13 protein-coding genes are annotated in these 15,147 nt (G+C 41.8%); all 13 read left to right on the plus strand.

The window, feature by feature from the left end; genetic code table 11:
- Positions 1-28: 28 nt before the first annotated feature.
- The 13 genes from AC57BQ_RS17950 (at position 29) to AC57BQ_RS18010 (ending at position 15,115) form a co-directional block, all read left to right on the plus strand.
- The gene (locus AC57BQ_RS17950; RefSeq protein ID WP_496407582.1) at positions 29-856 is read left to right on the plus strand and encodes a hypothetical protein; all 828 of its coding nucleotides are present in this window, start codon (positions 29-31) and stop codon (positions 854-856) included.
- Positions 857-1,786, plus strand: coding sequence for a hypothetical protein (locus AC57BQ_RS17955; protein WP_496407583.1), 930 nt, complete (start codon positions 857-859; stop codon positions 1,784-1,786).
- On the plus strand, positions 1,765-2,724 hold the full coding sequence (locus AC57BQ_RS17960; RefSeq protein WP_496407584.1) for a glycosyltransferase family 2 protein: 960 nt from the start codon (positions 1,765-1,767) through the stop codon (positions 2,722-2,724). The genes AC57BQ_RS17955 and AC57BQ_RS17960 overlap by 22 nt, the downstream gene beginning before the upstream one ends.
- Positions 2,717-3,712, plus strand: a complete 996-nt coding sequence (locus AC57BQ_RS17965; protein ID WP_496407585.1) for a glycosyltransferase — start codon at positions 2,717-2,719, stop codon at positions 3,710-3,712. Before AC57BQ_RS17960 ends, AC57BQ_RS17965 begins: the two co-directional genes overlap by 8 nt.
- A complete protein-coding gene (locus AC57BQ_RS17970; protein ID WP_496407586.1) occupies positions 3,712-4,737 on the plus strand; it encodes a glycosyltransferase family 4 protein in 1,026 nt (341 codons plus the stop codon). Before AC57BQ_RS17965 ends, AC57BQ_RS17970 begins: the two co-directional genes overlap by 1 nt.
- A 78-nt stretch (positions 4,738-4,815) precedes the next feature.
- Positions 4,816-6,042, plus strand: a complete 1,227-nt coding sequence (locus AC57BQ_RS17975; protein ID WP_496407587.1) for a glycosyltransferase — start codon at positions 4,816-4,818, stop codon at positions 6,040-6,042.
- Between the two features lie 82 nt (positions 6,043-6,124).
- Positions 6,125-7,420 (plus strand): glycosyltransferase, encoded by a 1,296-nt coding sequence (locus tag AC57BQ_RS17980; RefSeq protein ID WP_496407588.1) that lies wholly within the window; start codon positions 6,125-6,127, stop codon positions 7,418-7,420.
- Positions 7,421-7,671: 251 nt separating this feature from the next.
- A complete protein-coding gene (locus AC57BQ_RS17985; protein ID WP_496407589.1) occupies positions 7,672-8,832 on the plus strand; it encodes a glycosyltransferase family 4 protein in 1,161 nt (386 codons plus the stop codon).
- Complete coding sequence (locus AC57BQ_RS17990; protein WP_496407590.1) at positions 8,822-10,228, plus strand: exosortase Y-associated Wzy-like protein; 1,407 nt, start codon at positions 8,822-8,824, stop codon at positions 10,226-10,228. Before AC57BQ_RS17985 ends, AC57BQ_RS17990 begins: the two co-directional genes overlap by 11 nt.
- Positions 10,225-11,364 carry an XrtY-associated glycosyltransferase XYAG1 gene (locus tag AC57BQ_RS17995; RefSeq protein ID WP_496407591.1) on the plus strand — a complete coding sequence of 380 codons (1,140 nt, stop codon included), beginning with the start codon at positions 10,225-10,227 and terminating at the stop codon, positions 11,362-11,364. The genes AC57BQ_RS17990 and AC57BQ_RS17995 overlap by 4 nt, the downstream gene beginning before the upstream one ends.
- Positions 11,357-11,977, plus strand: a complete 621-nt coding sequence (locus AC57BQ_RS18000; RefSeq protein WP_496407592.1) for a class I SAM-dependent methyltransferase — start codon at positions 11,357-11,359, stop codon at positions 11,975-11,977. The genes AC57BQ_RS17995 and AC57BQ_RS18000 overlap by 8 nt, the downstream gene beginning before the upstream one ends.
- On the plus strand, positions 11,977-13,386 hold the full coding sequence (xrtY, locus tag AC57BQ_RS18005) for an exosortase Y (RefSeq protein ID WP_496407593.1): 1,410 nt from the start codon (positions 11,977-11,979) through the stop codon (positions 13,384-13,386). Before AC57BQ_RS18000 ends, xrtY begins: the two co-directional genes overlap by 1 nt.
- Positions 13,387-13,543: 157 nt before the next feature.
- Positions 13,544-15,115, plus strand: coding sequence for a hypothetical protein (locus tag AC57BQ_RS18010; protein WP_496407594.1), 1,572 nt, complete (start codon positions 13,544-13,546; stop codon positions 15,113-15,115).
- Positions 15,116-15,147: the final 32 nt, after the last annotated feature.

Genomic DNA, 15,147 nt, shown 5'->3' on the forward strand with positions numbered 1-15,147 from the left:
TTTTGGGGGGTATTTTAGTTATAGGGCAATGATGCGCGGCAGCCGGCAAATGATGAGAGCATCTTTACAGTTACCACCCGTTCAATGCTACGCTCACGGTCTGCCCGTTTATTTTTTAACCGGTAAAAACTATCTCTATCAAACTTTATTTTGTATCCGGTCATTGGTGAAACTCACCAACGAAGAGTTTCAGTTTATACTGGTTGATGATGGCAGTTTTGATAGTACCCTTGTGGCACAAATTCAAAAACAGCTTCCGGGTTGCACCATTGTTATGCAGGATGAAGTAGATAAAAATTTGCAGCAACTTTTACCCCCACAACAGTACCCCCACCTATATCAAAAAAGGAAAGTATATCCTCATTTAAAAAAACTAACAGACATCCATACCCTTACCGGTGCTGACTGGAAACTGGTATTGGACTCCGATATGTTGTTTTGGGATACTCCCCACGAGATCATTCAGTGGCTAAAAAAACCGAAGCAGCCTATACATATGGTTGATTGTGTAGAAAGCTATGGTTATTCCAAACAGCTTATGGAAAAACTAAGCGGACACCCTATTCCTTCCCTGCTTAATGTGGGGGCTATCGGGTTAAACAGTACCGAAATCAATTGGTCGGCCCTGGATAATTGGGTGAAGATTTTGGAAGAAAAAGAAGGTTCCAGTTATTACCTGGAACAGGCCTTAACAGCCATGCTCATCGGTGATCAACAATCAACTATTTTGGATAAAGATCAATATAAAGTAAACCCCTCCCTGGGCGATGCTCAACCACCTGTTCTGCATCATTACGTGGATCTTTCCAAAAAATACTATTATACACAGGCCTGGAAAAAACTAATCAATTATTAAATGGGTATCGGAAAACTAGTCTACAAAGTATTTTTTAAACCAACGTTACCTATCAGGTACCATATTACTCATTTTGGCATAATGGGTTGGTATAAGTTGCACAAAGGCGAGCAGCAAATGAAAAAAGCCGCCATGAACGTTACCCCTATTGCCTTAACAGATGATTATATATTAGAGGTGTGTTATTTAACTGGCAACAAATACTGGCATCAAACCATTTTTTGCGCCCAATCGCTTGCCAGGATTTTACAGGGAGGTGTTAAAATAAACATATATTCCGATGGAACATTAAGTCCAACACAAGAAGCTTTTATTGCACGAGCTATTCCCGGTGTAAACATTGTTGCAGAAAAAACTATTGATGAGCATCTTGATCAATTTCTTCCGGCTACTCAATTTCCTACCTTGCATTATTTGAGAAAATGGCATCCCGTTTACAAGCGGCTAATTGATATTCATGTTACCCCAACATGGGCCATACATTTGGATAGTGATATGCTTTTTTTTGATCGCCCGCAACAGATCATAGATGCGTATCAAAATAAAGCAGCCATCTATATGGAAGAGCTTTTGGATAATTCCTATTTTGTTGATGACGACAAAAACTTAAGAGACAAACATGGCATCAATTGCATAAGCCATGTAAACGGAGGTATCATTGCCTATAACGGCGATATAGATTATACCGACCTGGAAGAAAAAGCAAAAACTTTACTGGATCATTATCATCACAGAGGACCAGGCCGGGCCGAACAAACCTTACTGAGCTATTTGTTATGTAATCAAAATGCCACCCCATTGGATAAACACCGCTACCCTATATTTTACGACAGTAAAATTGAACTGAATGATTCACAAATTGTACGTCATTATATATACAAAGCCAAACTACCGTACTTTACTTCTGAATGGAAAAAAATACGCCCTTAGTTTCTGTTTGTATGCCGGCTTATAATGCAGGTGAATATATTGCTGATACGATAAAATCAATTACCGATCAATCGTATATCAACTGGGAGCTCATTATGGTGAATGATGGGTCTACAGATGATACGGCCGATATCCTTAACCAGCTAACAGACCCCCGGATCAAAGTATTTCACCAGGAAAATAAAGGGCAATGCGCGGCGGCCAATCGGGCATTTCAATTGTCAAAAGGTGAGCTGATCAAATTTATGGATGCTGATGACTTGTTATCGCCCAACTATATTCAAAACCAGGTAGCAGCGATCAACGGCGATGATAACGTAATTGCTTTTGCAGCCTGGGGAAGGTTTTATAATAATTCATTAGCAACCTTTCACCTGGATGATGACTTTTTAAAGGTCTCCATGAAACCTGCCGAATGGCTCATCGCCTCTATGACTGGTAAACAGGTGATGCTGCAATGTGCCTTATGGCTTATTCCCCGTAAGCTATTAGAAGTTTCCGGGTTATGGAACGAAACGCTTTCGCTGATCAATGATTTTGAATTTTTTATCCGGGTATTGTTATGCGCCCAGGAGCTCCGGTTTACAAACGATACCATTTTATATTACCGCAGCGGACTAGCCCAATCCCTGTCTGCCACCACTTCAGCAAGTGGCGCGGAATCGGCATACAATTCTGTAGACCTGGGCACGCAGCATCTTTTAAAACAGGAAACCAGCGATAGGGTAAAAAAAATAGCTGCTGATTGTTTTCAGCGGTTGGTTTATACTTTTTATCCTCAACATCAAGTTATTGTTCAAAAAGCAGAATTAAAAGTAAAGGAGTTGGGTGGTTCATCCATTGCTTTCCCGGCGGGTGGCTACACAAAAATACTGGCTTCGGTATTAGGATGGAAAGCTACTCAGCGTCTTAAATCCATATTCAAAAACCGTGCTTAGCTGTAGGATCTATTTGTTTACTTATAAAAGAAACCACCTGTTACCCCGGGCTGTTGAAAGTCTCATCAATCAAACTTTTCAAAACTGGGTTTGCGAAGTACACAATGATTGCCCGGATGATCCATTTCCGGCTACTTACATCCAATCATTAAACGATCCCCGGTTTATCATGAAAAACCATACGGTTAATATGGGTGCTGTGACAGGGTTTAACCTTGCTTTTGCGGGCTGTACCGAAGATTATGCCAGTATCCTGGAAGATGACAATTGGTGGGAGCCTACTTTCCTGGAAGAAATGATTGCGCTGATGGGAAATAATCCAGCTGTAAATATAGCATGGAGCAATATGAACTTATGGCAGGAGAAATCCGGCAATGAGTGGCAAAATACCGGCAATAATATTTGGCCCGCCGGTACAGCTATAACCACTTTTTCGTGGCCTGCACAACAACAGGTAACAGGTGCCCTTCATTCAACCGGCGCCATGTTGTACAGAGGGAAATATGCCCATCATTACATAGCACCTCATGAAGCCCTGTTAAATGCTATTGAATTGGTACGCGAGCGGAGCTTTGAACATCCCATTATTTTAAATCATAAACCACTGGCTAATTTCGCCATCACCATAAGCACCAACCGTTCTGCCGATCCTCATCCCTGGATCGCTTCGCAGGTAATGTTACTGGCCAGCTATGTGGAAGCATCTGGTAATCAGGCCACGGCCATACAGGAAGCTTTGTCCTATCATCGCCGGTTAAAACCCAGCCCTATTGCCAATTTCTTTTTAGCCGATCTTTTTCTGTTGAAAAAGGGCTCGCTATATAAGTACTTCAACTTATCCGATTGGATGGTGATTACCAAATGGCTCATCAGGAACGGGCATAAACTAAACTATATTAAAACCTACCTGGCATCGCAAAAAACAACGTACAGTTTTTTATTAAACCATACCCGGTTACGGTTCCAGGAGTCAAAACAAAACGTATAGTGAAAATAGCCTTGATTGTAAATCCTTTAATACCTGTACCGCCCGAACAATATGGCGGGATAGAACGCGTGGTATATGTACTGATCCGCGAGTTGATAAAAATGGGGCATGATGTGACACTGTATGCCAATCCCGCTTCACAACCAGGCTGCAAGCTCACAGGTTACCGGGAGTCTGAAATTTATGGATTAAAGGATTTTGTAAAGATCAACCTGCTGACGTCTTCCCTGCTTTTTAAAAAATTCGATGTGGTACACACCTTTGGCCGGATGAGTAATATAGCATCGCTAATGCCTTTTAAACAGCCTAAAATAGTTTCGTACCAATTACCGCCTACTATATCACAGGTAAAAAAGGCTGTAAAAATTGCCGCCAAAAACTCGCTTTATTTTACGGCTTGCAGCAATTTTATTGCTGGGCAGATTAGTCACATCGGACACGTTACTACTATTTACAACAGCGTGGATATGGACGACTATCAATTTAACGCCGAAGTTGATGCAGACGCGCCACTGGTATTTTTAGGAAGGATCCAGCAGGAAAAAGGAACCGCCATAGCTATTGAAATAGCGCTCAAAACAAATAAAAAACTGATCATCGCGGGTAATATACCGGCGGAGCAAATTCATCAGCAGTACTTTAACGAGCAGGTGAAGCCTTTTATTGATCAGGACCAGATCAAATACATCGGGCCGGTTAATAATGTTCAAAAAAACGAATTATTACGTAAGGCCTGCGCCATGTTGATGCCCGTAACCTGGGACGAACCCTTTGGTATTGTAATGGCCGAGGCACTGGCCTGCGGTACACCCGTAATCGGTTTTAACAGGGGCGCGGTGCCCGAAGTGATAACCAACGGATCAACCGGTTTTGTATGCAGTAACATCAACGAAATGGTGGAAGCGGTGAATAATATACATGCTCTAAGCAGATCGAAATGCCGTGAGGCGGCTGAGGAAAAATTCAGCTCCATTGTAATGGCTAAACAATATGAACAATTGTATAGATTGGTATCAAGTAGCTAGTATCAAGTATCACGACTGCTGCACTAGTTTTATGAGATTTTCAAGAATCTTGATACTTGATACTAGCTACTTGATACTATGAAAAACATCACCTTCATTACCACCGGGCAGCCGAGCACCAATCCCAGGCTGGTTAAGGAAGCCGAAACCTTAATTAAGTTGGGATACCAGGTTAAGGTGATCTGTTGCTTTTATCAAGGCTGGGCGCAGGAGTTTGACCAGGAGATCATCAATAGAAACCCAAGTGTATACATTTATTGCGGCGGCGACTCCGTAAATGAAAAACTAAGCTATTACAAAACACGTTTGCGGCAAAAAACAGCTCTGCATCTTTTTAATTATACCAAAGCTTTTGGCGTTCCGGAAAATGCTATATCCCGCACGCATGCAGAGGCTTTGTCTATCGCCAGATCCATAAAAACCGATCTATATATCGCTCATAATTTGGGGGCTTTACCGGCAGCTGTTTTAGCGGCAAAATTCAACACCGCCAAAGTAGGATATGATGCCGAAGATATGCATTCGGGCCAGTTTAAAAACGACAATGAAAAAGGGTATGTGTTGAATAAATTTATTGAAGAGAAATACTTCCCGCAAACCAACTATTTTACGGCGGCAAGTCCGCTGATTGCTCAAAATTATAAACAGGTTTATCCTTATTTAAACCCTGTGCTGATCAATAACGTTTTCCCAAAAACTGTTCTCCAGGTCAGTGCAAATACCGATGCAGCACAACCCCTAAAACTTTTCTGGTTTTCACAAACCATTGGAGCCGAACGGGGGATCGAAAATATTATCGGGGCGATGGCGCTTATTGCCAAACCAACAGAGTTGCACTTGCTGGGAAATTGTTCTGCCCAGGATGAGCAGGCGATCATGGAGCTGGCAAAATACAATCGTCTTGCACCCGGTCAAATTCATTTTCACAAACCCATTGCCCCGGATGAACTTTTCAGATTCGCGGCCCGGTTTGATATCGGCATGGCTACAGAAACAGCACCCAACCTGAACAGGGATATTTGCCTTACTAATAAAATTTTCACTTATATCCAGGCCGGCCTGGCTATTATTGCCAGCGATACGCAGGCCCAGCGCCTTTTTCTGGAACAATACTCCGCCACCGGGAGTCTGTATCAAAAAGATGATGTCAGCTCCCTGGCCAATTGTATAATAGGATATATCGAAAAGCCAGAAAACTTAACGCAAACAAAGCAAATGAACTATCAATTGGGGCAAACGGAGCTGAACTGGGAAAATGAAAGCCAGATATTCCAGCGTGTAGTAGAATTAGTATCAAGTAGCTAGTATCAAGTAGCATGACTTTTAAAAATAACAGTTACAGATCACAAGATATCTTGATACTTGATACTAGCTACTTGATACTAAATTGAAAAACCTCCTCATCATATCACCCTACTTTCCACCGGTAAACGCTGCCGACATGCAACGGGTGCGCATGAGTTTACCCTATTTCGCCAATAGTGGCTGGAATGTGGAAGTGGTGATGGTAGATGAGCATTATGCGGATATCCAGATCGATCCCTTGTTGCTTCAAAGTGTCCCCAGTGATATCAAGATCCACAAAGTTAAAGCCCTGAATAAACGGTGGACATCCAAACTGGGTTTGGGGAGTATTGCTTTACGTTCGTCTTGGTTTTATCGGCATCAAGTGAACCGGCTTTTGAAGAATGGTAAATTCGACCTGATCTATTTTTCAACCACGCAATTCCCGGTTTGTATTTTAGGTGCCTATTGGAAAAGGAAGTTTGGCATCCCTTACGTTATAGATATGCAAGATCCCTGGCATTCTGATTATTACCAAAACAAACCCAGGGCCCAACAGCCTCCAAAATACTGGTTTTCCTACCGTTTTAATAAATACTTGGAACCCATCGCCATAAAAAACGCGGATGGATTGATCAGTGTTTCCCAAGGTTATATCGATGCTCTGAAAAACAGGTATCCCACGATAAAAAATAGACCATCAGCAGTGATCACTTTTGGCGCGTTTGAACCGGATCTGTCCATTGCCCGTGAAAACCAAACAGAATTTGCGAGCCTGTTAGATGCCCGGTTTATTAACATTGTTTATACCGGTCGCGGTGGTGCCGATATGCACCAAGCCATAACTCCCGTATTCGAAGCGCTTAAAAAAGGTCTCTCTAATCAGGAAAATGCATTTTACAGGCGCTTGAAGTTTTATTTTATCGGTACCAGTTATGCCCCGGCTGGTCAGGGTAAACCAACGATACTGCCCCTTGCCCAACAATATGGGGTAGCAGATCATGTGGTTGAAATAACCGATCGCATCAGTTATTATCATACCCTGCTCACCTTGCTACAGGCCAGCGCTCTTTTTATTCCGGGATCGGACGATCCGCAATATACGGCCTCAAAAATTTACCCGTACCTGCTTACTCAAAAACCATTGCTGGCTATTTTTAATGGTAAAAGTTCGGCGATACCGATACTCCGGGAGTATGGCGTAAAACACGTTTATGATTATGAAAATGTTACGAAAACCAATATCAATGATTTCTTTTCAGAGCTGAATAATGGTGATCCAGAACTGCCTTTATATAACCAGGAGGCGATCAACAAATATTCGGCACAACAAATGACGGTGAATCAGTGCCAGCTTTTTAACCAGGTATTAAACCTGGAGTCAAGAATCAAGAGTTGAGAGTCAAGAAAAAGGATAATATACCTTGTACTAAGCTGATTAATGGCAAAACATATAACTACATGATTTTCAATTACATAATCCAATGTAAACCATGCATATTATGGTTTACACATAATGATGATGATTAACACACAATCAATTGATTTTCAATTAAATAAGTCAATGTTAACCATAAAAAGTGTAAACCATGTAAACCCACTTTTTTCTCTCTTGATTCTTGATTCTAATATCTTGATTCTTAACAAACTATGCGCTTAGCCATTATAGCCACCCATCCGGTACAATATTACGCCCCTGTTTTTAAACTGCTGGCTGAAAACCCGGGCATAGAGATCAGGGTATTTTATACCTGGGGTGAAAAAGCTATAGAAAAGTTCGATCCCGGTTTCGGGCAAAAAGTGGATTGGGACATCCCCTTGCTGCAGGGATACGATTTTGAATGGGTAAGCAACACGTCATCAGACCCAGGCTCACACCACCACAACGGGATTGTTAACCCGGGCCTGATCGATCAGATCAACCAGTGGCAGCCCAAGGCCTTATTGGTGTTTGGCTGGGCTTATCACAGTCACCTAAAAGCTATTCGCTATTACCATCATAAACTGCCCATCTATTTTAGGGGCGACTCCACCCTGATCGATGTAAAACCCGGTATCCGCGCGTTTTTAAGATCCGCTTTCTTAAAATGGGTTTACCGGCATATTGATCATACTTTTTACGTGGGCACCAATAACAAAACCTATTTTAAAAAATATGGGCTTAAGGACAAGCAGCTAACTTTTGCCCCGCACGCTATAGATAATCAAAGGTTTAGCGCCGACAGATATGAGGAAGCTCTAAAGCTACGGCAAAGCCTGGGCATTGCCGATGATGATACGCTGGTACTTTTCGCCGGCAAATTCGAAGACAAGAAATCACCACAATTACTCATCGACGCTTTTTTGGCCTTAAATAAACCGGCTACTCACTTATTACTGGTAGGAGGTGGTATTTTAGAGATCCCCTTAAAAACAAAGGCCAGCATCAGTAACCGTATCCACTTTATGGATTTCCAAAATCAATCACTCATGCCGGTAGTTTATCAGGCCGCTGATCTTTTTTGCCTGCCATCCAAAGGTCCCGGTGAAACCTGGGGGCTTGCGGTAAATGAAGCCATGGCTGCCGGAACACCGGTGCTGGTATCCAACAAAGTGGGTTGTGCCGCCGATCTGGTGATACCCGGTTTTACAGGAGATATTTTTGATTCGGAAAATTTATCAGATATTACCCAAAAGCTTGGCGATCTTTTGAAAGACAGATCCAGGTTGAAGGTTTTAGGCGGCAATGCCAAAAGTAAAATAGCCGACTGGAGTTTTGACATACAAGTGGCTGCCATTTTAAATACAGTAAAGCATAACGATGCGAACTAATCAGGCTCCGCTGGAGCGGTTTTTCATATTATTTTTACCTTGGGGGCTCTCCTTTTTATTAAAAGGCGACCCGGTGCTCTCTTATTTTATTGCCTGGCTGGGTTCGTTCCTGATATTCTGGCTTACATTAAGCGGCTGGATAAAACCCATCCCTGCCGACAGAAGCATTGCGGGTCAGCTAATGCGCCCTATTTTTTTAGTTCAGATAATTTTTGCCGGATACATGGCCTGCACCTCCATTTTTTATTTCATGGATGTAATGGGCTATGAGAATTTTGTAAAACAAGGCTATATTTTGGTGGACCACGAAAAACTCCTGCTCACCGCGCAATGCCAGCGTTATTATTGTTTAGGGCATGCTTCTTTGGTTTTGGGGATACTGATCTTTATGGATTATCCTGTTAAAAAGATTTATCATGTAGATACTGAAAAACTCACCCGTCTGCTGATGTTATTTGCTATGATTAGTTTTCCTGTATCTATTTTGTTTTTAAAAATACCGGGGCTGTCACAATTTTATAATCAATTAAACTCCCTTAGTTTTATTGCGGGTACTTTGGCTTTGGCATTTGCCATTCCACTCAAAAAAATCGGCAACACACTGGTATGTATTGGTTTTTATTGCTTTAATTTTTATCAGTCGCTCATCTCCGGGTTTAAAGAGCCTATTATTGTAAGCGTATTGGTATTAGGTATATTCCTGTATCCCAGCTATAAAAAAGCAGTCACCTTTACCTTTATTCCCTTACTGTTACTGCTATTTATTTTTCTACCTACTTACAACAGCGTTTTCAGACAAAATGCATGGTCTGGTAACAGTAACGCCAGCGAAGCCAGTCAACTGGCATTAGATGCTACCTTAAACAATGATGCAGAAGATGGTGATTCCAATTGGGCGTTTTTGGTGAACCGGCTAAGTGAAATAGATATGTTTACCCATTTTGTGCAATCAACCCCAAAACAGGTAGATTATTACGGTTTTACATTGCTTAAACAATCCGGAACAGCCATCATCCCCCGGATATTCTGGCCCTCCAAACCCATTACCGAAGAAATGATCATGGAACGGGTTTACAACGCCGGGGTTATTAACCGTTTCTCCCATGTTTCTGCTAAACCTGCATTTATTGTTGATGCCTATCTTTCGGGAGGGGCTTTGGGTATAATTTTATGTTTGTTTGCTTACGGCGCCATCGCTCAACTGATCGCTCTTCAGGCCGAGAAACTTTTTGGTGGTTATGTTCTGGGTACAGCGCTTATTTTTAGTGGATTATTTCAATTTTTTTGGCGCGGACTTAGTTTTGAATTCTTAGTTAACAGCTTGTTCTGGAGTTATATTACCATGCTCATCATTCATAAAATACTTACCGCGACCAATATCCTTCAAAAAGTTTGAAAATTTTACAGATCTCAGCTTCTTACAAACCCGCGGTTATTTATGGCGGCCCTATTATGTCGGTAGCTATGCTGTGCGAACAATTGGCGAATGCGGGTTGTGAGCTCATGGTATACACCACAACCGCCAACGGATCAAATGAACTTTCGGTAAGCCCAAATGAAGCTGTAAATATTGATGGGGTTGCTGTTATCTATTTTAAACGGATCACTAAAGATCATACCCATTTTTCACCGGCCTTATTAAAATCAGTTTGGCAAAACGTTAAAAAATATGACGTGGTGCACATCCAAGCCTGGTGGAACCTGGTTTCGGTTTTATCCTGCCTCATAGCGATTTGGCGCAAGGTACCTGTTGTGATCTCGGCCCGGGGGACACTGAGTCCTTATTCTTTTCAAAACAAAAATAAGGGCATTAAAAAGATCATTCATCATCTGCTAACCAAACCATTATTCAAACGATCGCATTGCCATGTAACCACCGAAAGGGAAAAAGAGGCCATGCTTAGCCTGGTTCATCCTAAAAGTATTTTCAACATCGCCAACCTGGTTAAGCTACCTTTGGCAAATTACACTACAGGTAACAACGGAGGCTCGGTATTTAAATTAATCTTTCTTTCGCGGATAGAAGAAAAAAAAGGGTTGGATATACTGATCAATGCGTTACCTTATTTAACGTTTCCCTTTACATTAACCATAGCGGGCGACGGCGATAGTAATTATGTAGATGGATTAAAGGGCCTGGTAAAAAGCAACGGCCACGAACAAAACGTAAATTGGGTAGGCTTTCAAAACGAAAACAAATTTGAGCTTTTAAATGGGCACGATCTGTTGGTGTTACCATCTTACGATGAAAATTTTGGGAACGTGGTTATTGAAAGCCTAAGCCAGGGCACGGCGGTATTGTTAAGCGAATTTGTAGGTCTATCAGCTTATGTAGTTCAAAAAAAACTGGGTTGGCAATGCGAAGCGGACAGTCGCTCCTTAGCAAACCAGTTGAATTTAATAAGCGGTCAGCAGGCTGAATTAGCCCGTATCCGTACAACCGCCCCCGCTATAATTGAGTCTGACTTTGATAAAAGCAAATTGCTAAACCAGTACACAACTATGTATACTCATATCATTAACAATGGCTGATTATAACGACTATGGTTATCATGATGATCTGCCTACATACAACTTAAGCTATCAGCTTCATGACCTGCTCAGCTTGCTTAATAAGTCGCAGCATCACTATATACTTGATCTGGGATGCGGTAACGGTTACCTGGTAAATTACCTGGTTGAGCAGGGTTATAACGCCTATGGGACCGACGCCTCTGAAGAAGGCATTAACATAGCCCGGCAAAAAAATCCCGATCGCTTTTTTGTTCAGGACCTGTCGTCAGATAGTTTACCCGAACAATTACAAAATATAGCCTTTGATATCATCATCACTACCGAGGTTATTGAACATTTGTATAACCCCGAGGCACTTATCCTGTTCTGCAAAAAACAGCTTAAAAAAGGTGGCGAGTTAGTGGTATCAACCCCTTATCATGGGTATTTAAAAAACCTGGTACTCAGCATTTTTAACAAATGGGACAGCCATATGGACCCACTTTGGCTTGGCGGGCATATTAAATTATGGTCAAAAAAAACATTAAGCCAGGCATTGTCAAATGCCGGTTTTACAGTTACTTCGTTTAAAGGTAACGGGCGCTGGCCTTATTTATGGAAATCAATGTTGATAAAAGCTAAACTTAACTGATGGTTCCTTATTCAGTCATCATACTTACTTATAACGAAGAGCAGCATTTGCCCCGTTTGCTGGAGTCGATAGCGGCGTTAAAGGCACCCATTTTTATACTGGATTCGGGCAGTACCGATCAAACCATCCAAATAGCGGAGCAAGCGGGAGCAGTTGTACAGCAACACCCGTTTGAAAATCATCCCAGGCAATGGGATCATGCATTGAAGATTTTTGATATACAAACTCCCTGGGTTATTTGCTTTGATGCCGACCAGATAGTTACCCCGGAGCTAAAAGAACTACTCCTTAATTTTAATGACGCGGATTATCGGGACGTTAACGGTATCTATTTTAACCGGAAAAACTTTTTTAAAGGCCGCTGGATAAAACATGGAGGCTATTACCCCATCTATCTGCTCAAAATGTTCAGATATAAGGCTGGGCATTCTGATTTGAATGAAGGGATGGATCACCGCTTTATTGTTCCGGGAAAAACCATCGTATGGAAACAGGGGCATATTTTAGAGGAGAATTTAAAAGAGAACAACATCAGTTTTTGGATAGATAAGCATAACCGTTACAGCGACCTGGTGGCACGGGAAGAGGTAGAACGGATGCAAAACCTCAGGCACCAAACGCTAAAACCAAGCTTATTAGGTTCGCCTGATGAACGCACTGCCTGGCTTAAGCGGCTATGGTGGCAATTGCCGAGGTATTTACGGCCTTGGTTATACTTTGGCTACCGCATGACCTTTCAATTAGGGATACTGGACGGGCGCACGGGTATCATATTCCATTTTTTACAGGGTTTCTGGTTCAGGCTTATTGTTGATGTAAAAATTGATGAGATACTCAACACCACTCCAAAGCGGGCCGCAGATACTCAAACCTCTCCCTTAAAATTCGCTTTTAAGTTCATCGTGCTGTTCCTGTTGTTTTATTACTTCAATATCCTGTTTTTGGGCCTAACCAGTCATGGCAATCATTACCATGCTTTTTTAGCCACTTACTTAAATTATATACAGGGCCTACGGACTCTTTTACTATCAGGCAGCGCCCTCATCCTTAGCGCACTCGGTTTTGATGTAATTTATAATCATATTGATCTGTTGGTAGCGGGCAAAGGTACCATCAGGCTAGCCTATGATTGCCTGGGCTTGGGGGTCATGAGTTTTTTTTCGGCCTTTGTAATTGCCTATCCTAAACAATTCAGGTCAAAAATCTTATTTCTGATCTCGGGCTTATTAGGTATCCAATTTTTAAACATTATCCGGTTTGTGCTGTTAGCCTTGTTTTGGAGTAAAAAAACAAACCCGGTGATTGATCATCATACTATTTTTAATATTATTATCTATATCTTGATTATGATCAGTCTTTATTTTTGGATTAAAGGAGAACCAGGAGTCAAGAATCAAGAATCAAGATAAGGGCAAAAAACAAATGATTTATAAAAAATTTATTTCTTTATTGAAATTACAAACAAGGCAAGTTACTTTTTCTTGATTCCTGACTCTTATATCTTGCCTCGCATTATCAACCAGCATGCATAAAACCGATCTATCTACCTATCAAGCCTAAACTTATATGTCAGCACAAAAGTCTCACATCCACCAAATTATTTTAGCTGCCCTGGGTATCCTCGTACTTATTCTGGGTACCATGATATACCTGTATCCTACCTCCATTTTTCCCGATTCCTGCTGGGGTTTCCAGGTGTTGCGCGCCATGCAAATGGGCGGAGGTTTTAATATGGCCATCAAGCCTGATCCTGCCGATGTTGCAAAAAACTCAGCGGAGTTTTTAACCTGGTGGTCGCCGGGACAATACCTGTTCCCTTATGTTTTTAAACTGCTATTGGGTATCAATACCGGTAAGGCGGCGGCGGTTACGGTTACCTTGTTTACTCTATCCGGCTTAGCGGGCTTTTACCTGCTTTTCAAAAAAGTAGGTTTTACGCCGCTTGTAGCCGCTATCAGTGTGTTGGTTATTGCCTGTCAACAGGCATTTATCGTTCCTTATATTTTTTACAACGGCGGTGAGGTTTTGCTTTTCGGCTTCGCCGGATGGTTCTTGTATGGTTGCGCGGCTATCGATAAACCCGGATGGAAGATCGTAGCTTTTTTGATCATTTCAGGCTGGATAGGCTTTTGTTGTAAATCATCCTTTTTGTGGGTATATGGAGCTGGTTGCGTTTATTTATGGATCACACTCTCCTTGGGCCAAACCAGTATATGGGGATGGATAAAAAAAGGATTCTGGATAGGCATACCTGCTGTGCTATCATTAGCTGTGATATACAAATTGTATCTATCCAAAGGCACCACACCAGCCTCCGGAGCCGGAAGCATCAAACTGGCCTGGGAAACTTTTAGCTTCCCGATGGCCTCACCTATATTGGCGGGCTTCTCGGTTGATGATATGATGAACGGCTTGATATATCATGACGATGCGCCCATGTTAAACCATTTCTGGTCGATAGTAACCGTAGTATTAGCAGCTGTATTAAGCGTTTTACTGGTACGCCAGATAGTACGCAAAGCTCCCGATAAAAAGTACGCGCGACTGCTCATCGTTTTTTACTCCGTTGCGATATTGTTCTTTGGATATAATTTTTTAAAACAGGCGTACATTTCCTACGAAGCCAGGCATCTGCGCTTAATTGGACTATTAATTATACCCGGAGTGGTGTATTTAGTAAGCCAAAGCGGTATATTTTACAAAGCGGCGTTTGGGTTTATTTGTATGGTGATCGCGTTTTTTAGTTTTCGCTATTTTATGCCGGGTTATCTGCAAAACAAAAATGTAAATGCCAGGGGTACATCTGGTTTGGCTCAAATGTTTATCGATCAGCCATCATTAAACTATATTATGGACCTCGACAAAAAAAACAACAACGCCCTTTTTGTATTTACCAGTCCGGATCTGGGGCTGGAGATCAACCATAACCGTTTTATTACTTTAGACCCAATCGACTCAGATATTAAAATAGATTTCGACAGTTACGCACATTATGGGCATGCCGGACCTATATTTATCCTGTTACCCGCAAGTTATATGGGTCCCAAGTCAAACATCATACGCAAGTGTTTCCCGGGCTACACGGGCTTTAAAATGGATATGCTGAGCAATGATTATGTGTTATACTCCGCCAAGTAGAACAGAAGAAAGATATTAGAGTCAGGAATCAA

The sequence above is a fragment of the Mucilaginibacter sp. BGA-UO-ETr-C110 genome, assembly GCF_059567985.1.

What these genes read in the sequence shown, in the direction of transcription:
- AC57BQ_RS17985 (WP_496407589.1), top strand. Translation starts at nt 7,672, where the DNA reads ATGCGCTTAGCCATTATAGCCACCCATCCGGTACAATATTACGCCCCT.
- AC57BQ_RS17950 (WP_496407582.1), top strand. Translation starts at nt 29, where the DNA reads ATGATGCGCGGCAGCCGGCAAATGATGAGAGCATCTTTACAGTTACCA.
- AC57BQ_RS17955 (WP_496407583.1), top strand. Translation starts at nt 857, where the DNA reads ATGGGTATCGGAAAACTAGTCTACAAAGTATTTTTTAAACCAACGTTA.
- AC57BQ_RS17990 (WP_496407590.1), top strand. Translation starts at nt 8,822, where the DNA reads ATGCGAACTAATCAGGCTCCGCTGGAGCGGTTTTTCATATTATTTTTA.
- AC57BQ_RS17975 (WP_496407587.1), top strand. Translation starts at nt 4,816, where the DNA reads ATGAAAAACATCACCTTCATTACCACCGGGCAGCCGAGCACCAATCCC.
- AC57BQ_RS18000 (WP_496407592.1), top strand. Translation starts at nt 11,357, where the DNA reads ATGGCTGATTATAACGACTATGGTTATCATGATGATCTGCCTACATAC.
- xrtY (WP_496407593.1), top strand. Translation starts at nt 11,977, where the DNA reads ATGGTTCCTTATTCAGTCATCATACTTACTTATAACGAAGAGCAGCAT.
- AC57BQ_RS17960 (WP_496407584.1), top strand. Translation starts at nt 1,765, where the DNA reads ATGGAAAAAAATACGCCCTTAGTTTCTGTTTGTATGCCGGCTTATAAT.
- AC57BQ_RS18010 (WP_496407594.1), top strand. Translation starts at nt 13,544, where the DNA reads ATGTCAGCACAAAAGTCTCACATCCACCAAATTATTTTAGCTGCCCTG.